The sequence below is a fragment of the Amaricoccus sp. genome (assembly GCF_036846665.1).
Classification (GTDB): Bacteria; Pseudomonadota; Alphaproteobacteria; order Rhodobacterales; family Rhodobacteraceae; genus Amaricoccus.
Genome location: NZ_DAIUBO010000217.1, coordinates 1 through 6,538, shown reverse-complemented (window position 1 = coordinate 6,538; position 6,538 = coordinate 1). Strand labels below are relative to the sequence as shown.

The following is a 6,538-nucleotide window of genomic DNA, read 5'->3' as shown; positions in this document are numbered from 1 at the left end:
CGCCCGCGTCGTGCCGGAGGCACGCCTTCGGCGTGACGGGGCGGGGCGGGCGCTGGCCGGCGGTGCCCGCCGGGCGGGATGGTGGTGCCGGGCACGCCTGAAATTCGGGCGGATGGGGTCTTGTTGCCGGATGCGCTCCCTCGGCGTCGCGCCGCTCAGAGTTCGCCGTGGATGAAGACCACGGCCGTGGTGGCGGCGCGGATCGGGGCGTGGTCGAAGCCGGCGAGGCCGAGCTGGAAATCGCCGGGGCCGAAGCGCGCGCCGCCGACCTCGAGCTCGCCCTCCAGCAGCACGCAATGCTCGTCCATCGCATGGGCGTGGCGCGGGATCTCCGCCCCCGCCGCGACGCGCAGGAAATAGGACTGGGTGCCGGCAGGGCGGTCGACATGCAGGAGGCGCTTTTCCAGCCCCGGAGCGATCACCTCCCAGCCCTCCGGCCCGCTGCGGCGGCTCTGGGTGCCGGGCGAGGCGCGGGCGTCGGCGATGGTCGCGGCGATCCGGCGCCAGAGGCCCGGCGGCGGCGGCACCGCGCCGGCGGGATCGAGGGCGGCGAGGCGCCTTTCCCAATCCGCCGCGGCCGCATCGCCGGCGCCGCTCCCTGCGGCGAGGCCCAGCGCGGCCTCGGCCGCGGCGATGTCGTCTTCGTCGCTCATCCGTCCAGACATTTCCGCAAGGCCAGCAGGCCCCGGCGCACGCGGGATTTCAGCGTCGGCACCGGCTCGGAGAGACGGTCGCTGAGCTCCCGGTAGCTGAACCCGTAAAGCGCGCAGAGCCAGATCGCCCGGAAGCTCTCCGGCGCCAGCCGCTCGAGGCACTGGCGCAGGCTCAGCGCCGCCTCGTCGGAGCGTTCCACCGCCGCCGCCGGCGCCGGCAGCGCCTCCGCGTCGATGGCGCGCTCCAGCCAGGGGCTGGCGCGCAGCCGGTCGATCGCCTTGCGCCGCAGGATCGTCCCGAGCCAGGCCCGGGCCGAGCCGCGCCGGGGATCGAAGCGCGCCGACGAGCGCCATACCGCCACATAGGCCTCGTGCAGCACGTCCTCGGCGGCAGCATGCTGGCCGGTCATGCGCAGGGCGATGGCGAAGAGCCGCGGCGCGGTCTCGCGGTAGAGCGCCTCGAAGGCGGCCTCGTCGCCGCGCCCCGCGCGCTCGATCAGCTCTTCCTGGGTCAGGACGCTTTGCGCCAAGGCCCGCCTCCCGGCACCGTCAATCGCATCACGGGCATGTTACCACATCGGGAGGCATCCTTCACGGCCAGGGGCGCGAACAGCGGATTGTCGCGGGACGTGCATTACCCGCGGCGGAACGCAACCAGATTGAAGGATATGTCCCATGGCCATTGCTCCCCTGCCGCTTCAGACGGTGTCGGGCTGCCTCGGCAGGCCCTGCCAGATCGTCAAGGTCGAGACGCGCAAGCCCAAGATCGACGAAGCGACCTGGACCGACGCCTGCTCGCCCGCGCAGGTCGGCAGGCTCCAGTCCCGCGCCGAGGCGATGATCGAGGCCGCCGCCATGGCGACCGGGAGGCCCTGCCCCGAGGGCTGCGTCTGCCAGCCCCTCGGTGGGCCCGCCGAGCCGCCGACGGAATGGTTCACCATGACCACCAAGGCCTTCGACGTGGTGGACGCCAAGAACCCCAAATGCGTGCTCAAGGTCGCCAAGGGCAGCATCGAGGCGCGGATGTCCGCGACGCGCGGCCTCTGCCGGCCGTTGGTGCTGCCGGTCCTGTCGCTGCTCTTCAGCGACCGCGGCGATCTGATGTTCCAGAACCCCGGCGAGATCGATGCCGACATCGCCGACAGGTTCCGCAAGCTCGTCGAGGCTGACGGCGGCGCCGGCTGAGCCCGGGGGCCGCCCGCGGCGCATGGCTCCGCGGGCGGCCCGCACTCCCAAGCCTTGTGGGCGGCCGGCGATCTTGTGGGGCCAAGTTACATCTACCCAACCTGTGGACCCCGCCCTATAGTGCCGGCGATCACGACTCCGGGAGCCCGGCATGCGCTGTCCGTTCTGCGGCAATATCGACACCCAGGTGAAGGATTCGCGGCCGGCCGAGGATCATGTCTCGATCCGGCGGCGGCGGTTCTGCCCCGCCTGCGGCGGACGCTTCACCACCTACGAGCGGGTGCAGCTGCGCGACCTCGTCGTCATCAAGAAGAACGGCAAGCGCGAGCCCTTCGACCGCGACAAGCTCGAGCGCTCGATCCGCATCGCCATGCAGAAGCGCCCGATCGAGAGCGAGCGGCTGGACCAGATGATTTCCGGCATCGTCCGGCGGCTGGAATCCATGGGCGAGACCGACATCCCCTCCGACACGATCGGCGCCATCGTCATGGAGACGCTCGCGCGCATCGACACGGTGGCCTACGTGCGCTTCGCGAGCGTCTACAAGAACTTCCAGGCCGCCGACGATTTCGAGGATTTCGTCTCGGAGCTGCGGCCCGTCCCGGTCTCGACGGACGACGACTGAGCCCGTGACGGCACTCGAGGAAGACGCGGCCTGGATGCGCACTGCGCTCGGGCTTGCGCGGCGCGGGCTCGGCCGCGTCTGGCCCAATCCGGCCGTCGGCTGCGTGCTGGTATCGGAGGGCCGGGTGGTCGGGCGCGGCTGGACCGGCGACGGCGGCCGGCCGCATGCGGAGGTGGCGGCGCTGACCGCCGCCGGCGCCCGCGCCCGGGGCGCCACCGCCTATGTGACGCTCGAGCCCTGCGCCCATACCGGCCAGACGCCGCCCTGCACCGAGGCGCTGATCGCCGCCGGCATCGCGCGGGTGGTCGTCGGCATCGAGGATCCCGATCCGCGGGTTGACGGAAAGGGCGTGGAGGCCTTGCGCGCCGCGGGGATCGCGGTCGAGGTCGGCTGCCTCGCCACCGAGGCCCTCGACGTCAACCGCGGCTTTCTCACGCGGATCGCCACCGGGCGGCCGCTGGTGACGCTCAAGCTCGCCACCTCGATCGACGGTCGAATCGCCACGGGCGCCGGCGAGAGCCGCTGGATCACCGGGCCGCGCGCCCGCTCGGAAGTGCATCTGATGCGCGCCCAGTCCGACGGCGTGCTGGTCGGCGCGGGCACCGTGCGCAACGACGACCCGAAGCTCGACGTGCGCGACATCGGCCTCGCCGCGGCCAGCCCCGTGCGCATCGTGGTGACCGGCGGCCTGATGGTGCCGCGGGACGGCTATCTCGCGGAGACCGCGCCGGCGATCCCGCTCTGGCTCTGCCATCATGCCGAGGCCGAGCCGGCGCGGATCAAGGCCTGGGAGGAGAAGGGCGCCGTGCTCATCGACGTGCCCTTCGAGCCCGACGGCCAGCTGGATCTCTCGGCGATGATGCAGCGGCTCGGGGAGCGCGGGCTCACCCGGCTGCTCTGCGAGGGCGGCGGGCGGCTGGCGGCGGCGCTGCTCGAGGCCGATCTCGTCGACGAGATCGTGACCTATGCCGCGGGCATCGTGCTCGGCGACGATGCCGTGGCGGCGATCGGGGCGCTGGAGATCGAGGCTCTGCAGCTCGCGCCGCGGTTCCGGCTGATCGAGACCGCGCGGATCGGTCCCGACACGCGGAGCCGCTGGCGGCGGCGCTAGGAGCCGCCGGCCGTCACAGCCGCCGTCGGGACCGACCCGGAGCCGGTCAGTTGCTCACCGGGAGACGGGCGCTGTTGCCGCGCCAGTCCTCGATTACCATCTGCGCCGAAGGCGCCTGGCTCGCGATGCCCTTGTAGGCGGATGCCGGGGGCTCGCCCGTCGCCACCGCGAAGAGCAGCGCCAGGATGCCGAGCGCCAGCAGCGCCAGGATCGGGGTCGGTCGAAGCGGCAGTGCGCCGGCCGGCCGCGTTTCCTCGTAATGCACGTTGGCCATTGATCTCTCCGTTCGTCTGGCTGTTGCGCGATGGCATGGAGATAGGGAGTCAGGCCGCATCACACAAACGAATGTTTTTCATGGAAGACACAACAGGAATTGATATGTTGGCCGGCGGCCTTCCGCCCCAAGGACGCCGTGGCCCCGGACCCGGACTTCGGGAGTGAGAAAGGGCTACGCCCCGCTCGGCCCGATCGCCACCGGTCGATCGGGGAAGGGCTTCTGGCGCATGCAAGGCGTTCGCGGCGGGGGCCCTTGGTCCTACTTGGCGATTGCGGCCACCGATCCGGCGAGGCTCACCACCGTCGCGCCGGTGCCGAGCACCCGCGACCAGGCGGCGAAGGGCGCCTCGGTGACATAGACGGTGTCGTTGTTGCGGATGATGAACTGGCGCGCGGAGAAGAGCCCGTCCGGTTTCGTGAGGTCGAGCACGTAGGCCACCTGCTGCTCGCCGACCAGGTCGCTGCGGCCGAGGATGCGGTTGGCGATGCTCGAAGGCTCGCTGCGGAAGACGAAGATCCCCGTGGGATCGGCAGCATTGCCGTTGAGCCCGCCCGCCGCGGCGATGGCTTCGAGCGCGGACATGTCGCGCTTGTTGAAATTGACCCGCGACTGGTTCTCGGTCGCCCCGAGCGCGGTGAAGGAGCGACGGTCCTCCTCGACGATGATCCGGTCTCCGGCGCGCAGCGCCACGTCGAGCCGGGGATTGTCGTAGAGATCCTGCAGCCAGATGCGCCCGGTCCTGCCACCGCGCTCCATCTGGATCTGCGCAATGTCGGGAACCAGCACTACGCCGCCCGCATGGGCGAGCATCGCCGAGAGGCGCCGGGTGGGGGTCTCGATCGGATAGACGCCCGGATCCCGCACCCCGCCCATGACGCTGACGGTCGCGCCGTCGCCGGCCACGCGCGCCACCTCGACCTGCGGGTCGGGGGTCTGCACCTCGAGCTTGGCGACGATTTCGGCGCGGAGCGCGTCGGGGGTCATGCCGGCGGCCTGGAGCCGGCCGGCATAGGGCACGTAGATCTGGCCGCTCTCGTCGACCTGGATGCGGTCGAGCGCGGTGACCTTCTGGCCGACGCCTGCGAGCAGCCCGGCGTCGACGTTCTCCCAGACGGTCACGGAGAGCGCGTCGCCCGGCCGGATCGTGTCGGAGGACACCGGCGCGGCGGTCACGAAGGCCTCGCTGAAGGCCAGGGTCTCGGAGGAGCGCGCGGCGGCGGCGATGCCGGGCGTGACGTTGACGATATGCATGTCCCCGACCGGCGCCCGCGCCGCCGCCTTGATCTCGCCGGCGGTCGGTCCCGATCGCGGCAGGGTGCAGCCCGCCAGTGCCGCGGCGACCAGCACCGCGGCCGCGCAATGCGCCATCGCCCTGAGCCCAGACTGCATCGATTGCCTCATCTGCCGCTGTTTTCCAGCTTTTGCCGGGAATCCTACAATTTTATCCCCGCCGAGGCCAGAACGAACATCGCGAAGCGGCGCGCATGTCGCGAAGCCGCCGGTTGGAGGCTTGCCGATGCGGGCCGGCCGGGCTAGGAGGCGGCCGAGGGACGCAGGGGGGCGAAGGCGATGTTCACCGGGATCATCACCGACATCGGCACGATCGCCGAGCTCGAAGACCGCGGCGACCTGCGCGCCCGCATCCGCTGCGGCTACGAGGCCGGCGGCATCGCCATCGGCGCCTCGATCGCCTGCGACGGCATCTGCCTGACGGTGGTGGACCGCGGCCCCGCCGAGGGCGGCGCCTGGTTCGACGTCGACGTCTCCGCCGAGACCGTGGCGCGCACCAACATCCGCTCGGGGCGCGCGGCCTGGGCGGCGGGGCGGCGGATCAATCTCGAGCGCGCGCTGCGGCTCGGGGACGAGCTCGGCGGGCATATCGTCTCGGGGCATGTGGACGGGCGGGCCGAAGTCGTCGCGTCCCGGCGCGAGGGCGACAGCACGCGCATGACCTTCCGCGCGCCGGAGGCGCTGGCGCGCTTCGTCGCGCCCAAGGGATCGGTGGCGCTGAATGGCACCTCGCTCACGGTCAACGAGGTCGAGGGGCGCGACTTCGGCGTCAATCTCATTCCCCATACGCTCACCTGCACCACCTGGGGCGAGATCCGGGCGGGCGACGAGGTCAATCTCGAGATCGACACGCTGGCGCGCTACGTCGCCCGGCTGGCCGAGCATATGGCGGCGGCATGATGGACAGCGCGAACGGCAACGAGAGCTATCACGACGCGATCTCCTCGGTCGACGAGATCATCGAGGACGCCCGCAACGGCCGCATGTTCATCCTCGTCGACCACGAGGACCGCGAGAACGAGGGCGATCTGGTGATCCCGGCGCAGATGTGCACGCCGACCGCGGTCAATTTCATGGCGACCCACGGGCGCGGGCTGATCTGCCTGACCCTGCCCGGCGAGAGGCTCGACGCGCTCGGCCTGCCGCTGATGGCCGCCTCGAATTCCTCGCGCCACGAAACCGCCTTCACCATCTCGATCGAGGCGCGCGAGGGTGTCACCACCGGCATCTCCGCGCATGACCGGGCGCATACCGTCTCGGTGGCCATCGATCCGCGCACCGGGCCGCAGGACATCGCGACGCCCGGGCATATCTTTCCGCTGCGGGCGCGGGACGGCGGCGTGCTGGTACGCGCGGGGCATACCGAGGCCGCCGTCGACATCGCCCGCCTCGCCGGG

General features: G+C 71.5%; 9 protein-coding genes. 5 read left to right on the top strand and 4 right to left on the bottom strand.

Annotated elements, in window-relative coordinates; genetic code table 11:
• Positions 1-155 precede the first annotated feature (155 nt).
• Both V7050_RS16905 and V7050_RS16900 read right to left on the bottom strand, forming a co-directional pair.
• On the bottom strand, positions 156-653 hold the full coding sequence (locus V7050_RS16905; protein WP_324366945.1) for a cupin domain-containing protein: 498 nt from the start codon (positions 651-653) through the stop codon (positions 156-158).
• Positions 650-1,183: an RNA polymerase sigma factor gene (locus V7050_RS16900; RefSeq protein WP_324366943.1), complete on the bottom strand. Its 534-nt coding sequence runs from the start codon at positions 1,181-1,183 to the stop codon at positions 650-652. Before V7050_RS16900 ends, V7050_RS16905 begins: the two co-directional genes overlap by 4 nt.
• 145 nt (positions 1,184-1,328) lie before the next feature.
• On the opposite strand from V7050_RS16900, the gene V7050_RS16895 reads away from it, so the two are divergent.
• From V7050_RS16895 to ribD, 3 genes are all read left to right on the top strand, one after another.
• Positions 1,329-1,838, top strand: coding sequence for a hypothetical protein (locus V7050_RS16895; RefSeq protein ID WP_324366941.1), 510 nt, complete (start codon positions 1,329-1,331; stop codon positions 1,836-1,838).
• Positions 1,839-1,989: 151 nt separating this feature from the next.
• The gene (nrdR, locus tag V7050_RS16890; RefSeq protein WP_324366939.1) at positions 1,990-2,463 is read left to right on the top strand and encodes a transcriptional regulator NrdR; all 474 of its coding nucleotides are present in this window, start codon (positions 1,990-1,992) and stop codon (positions 2,461-2,463) included.
• A 4-nt stretch (positions 2,464-2,467) separates the two neighbouring features.
• Positions 2,468-3,574 carry a bifunctional diaminohydroxyphosphoribosylaminopyrimidine deaminase/5-amino-6-(5-phosphoribosylamino)uracil reductase RibD gene (gene ribD / locus V7050_RS16885; RefSeq protein WP_324366937.1) on the top strand — a complete coding sequence of 369 codons (1,107 nt, stop codon included), beginning with the start codon at positions 2,468-2,470 and terminating at the stop codon, positions 3,572-3,574.
• Between the two features lie 46 nt (positions 3,575-3,620).
• Here the strand turns inward: ribD and V7050_RS16880 are convergent, their stop codons facing one another.
• Positions 3,621-3,848 (bottom strand): hypothetical protein, encoded by a 228-nt coding sequence (locus V7050_RS16880; RefSeq protein WP_324366935.1) that lies wholly within the window; start codon positions 3,846-3,848, stop codon positions 3,621-3,623.
• 261 nt (positions 3,849-4,109) lie between these two features.
• On the bottom strand, positions 4,110-5,240 hold the full coding sequence (locus V7050_RS16875; protein ID WP_324366933.1) for a polysaccharide biosynthesis/export family protein: 1,131 nt from the start codon (positions 5,238-5,240) through the stop codon (positions 4,110-4,112).
• 180 nt (positions 5,241-5,420) lie between these two features.
• Here V7050_RS16875 and V7050_RS16870 point away from each other — a divergent pair, with 180 nt between their 5' ends.
• A complete protein-coding gene (locus tag V7050_RS16870) occupies positions 5,421-6,041 on the top strand; it encodes a riboflavin synthase (RefSeq protein ID WP_324366931.1) in 621 nt (206 codons plus the stop codon).
• Positions 6,038-6,538 (top strand): 3,4-dihydroxy-2-butanone-4-phosphate synthase (gene ribB, locus V7050_RS16865; protein WP_324410879.1); only part of this gene is annotated, 501 nt, incomplete at its 3' end. The genes V7050_RS16870 and ribB, both read left to right, overlap by 4 nt.

Coding starts and splice junctions, on each gene's coding strand:
- V7050_RS16895 (WP_324366941.1), top strand. CDS start 1,329: ATGGCCATTGCTCCCCTGCCGCTTCAGACGGTGTCGGGCTGCCTCGGC.
- nrdR (WP_324366939.1), top strand. CDS start 1,990: ATGCGCTGTCCGTTCTGCGGCAATATCGACACCCAGGTGAAGGATTCG.
- V7050_RS16870 (WP_324366931.1), top strand. CDS start 5,421: ATGTTCACCGGGATCATCACCGACATCGGCACGATCGCCGAGCTCGAA.
- V7050_RS16905 (WP_324366945.1), bottom strand. CDS start 653: ATGAGCGACGAAGACGACATCGCCGCGGCCGAGGCCGCGCTGGGCCTC.
- V7050_RS16880 (WP_324366935.1), bottom strand. CDS start 3,848: ATGGCCAACGTGCATTACGAGGAAACGCGGCCGGCCGGCGCACTGCCG.
- V7050_RS16875 (WP_324366933.1), bottom strand. CDS start 5,240: ATGCAGTCTGGGCTCAGGGCGATGGCGCATTGCGCGGCCGCGGTGCTG.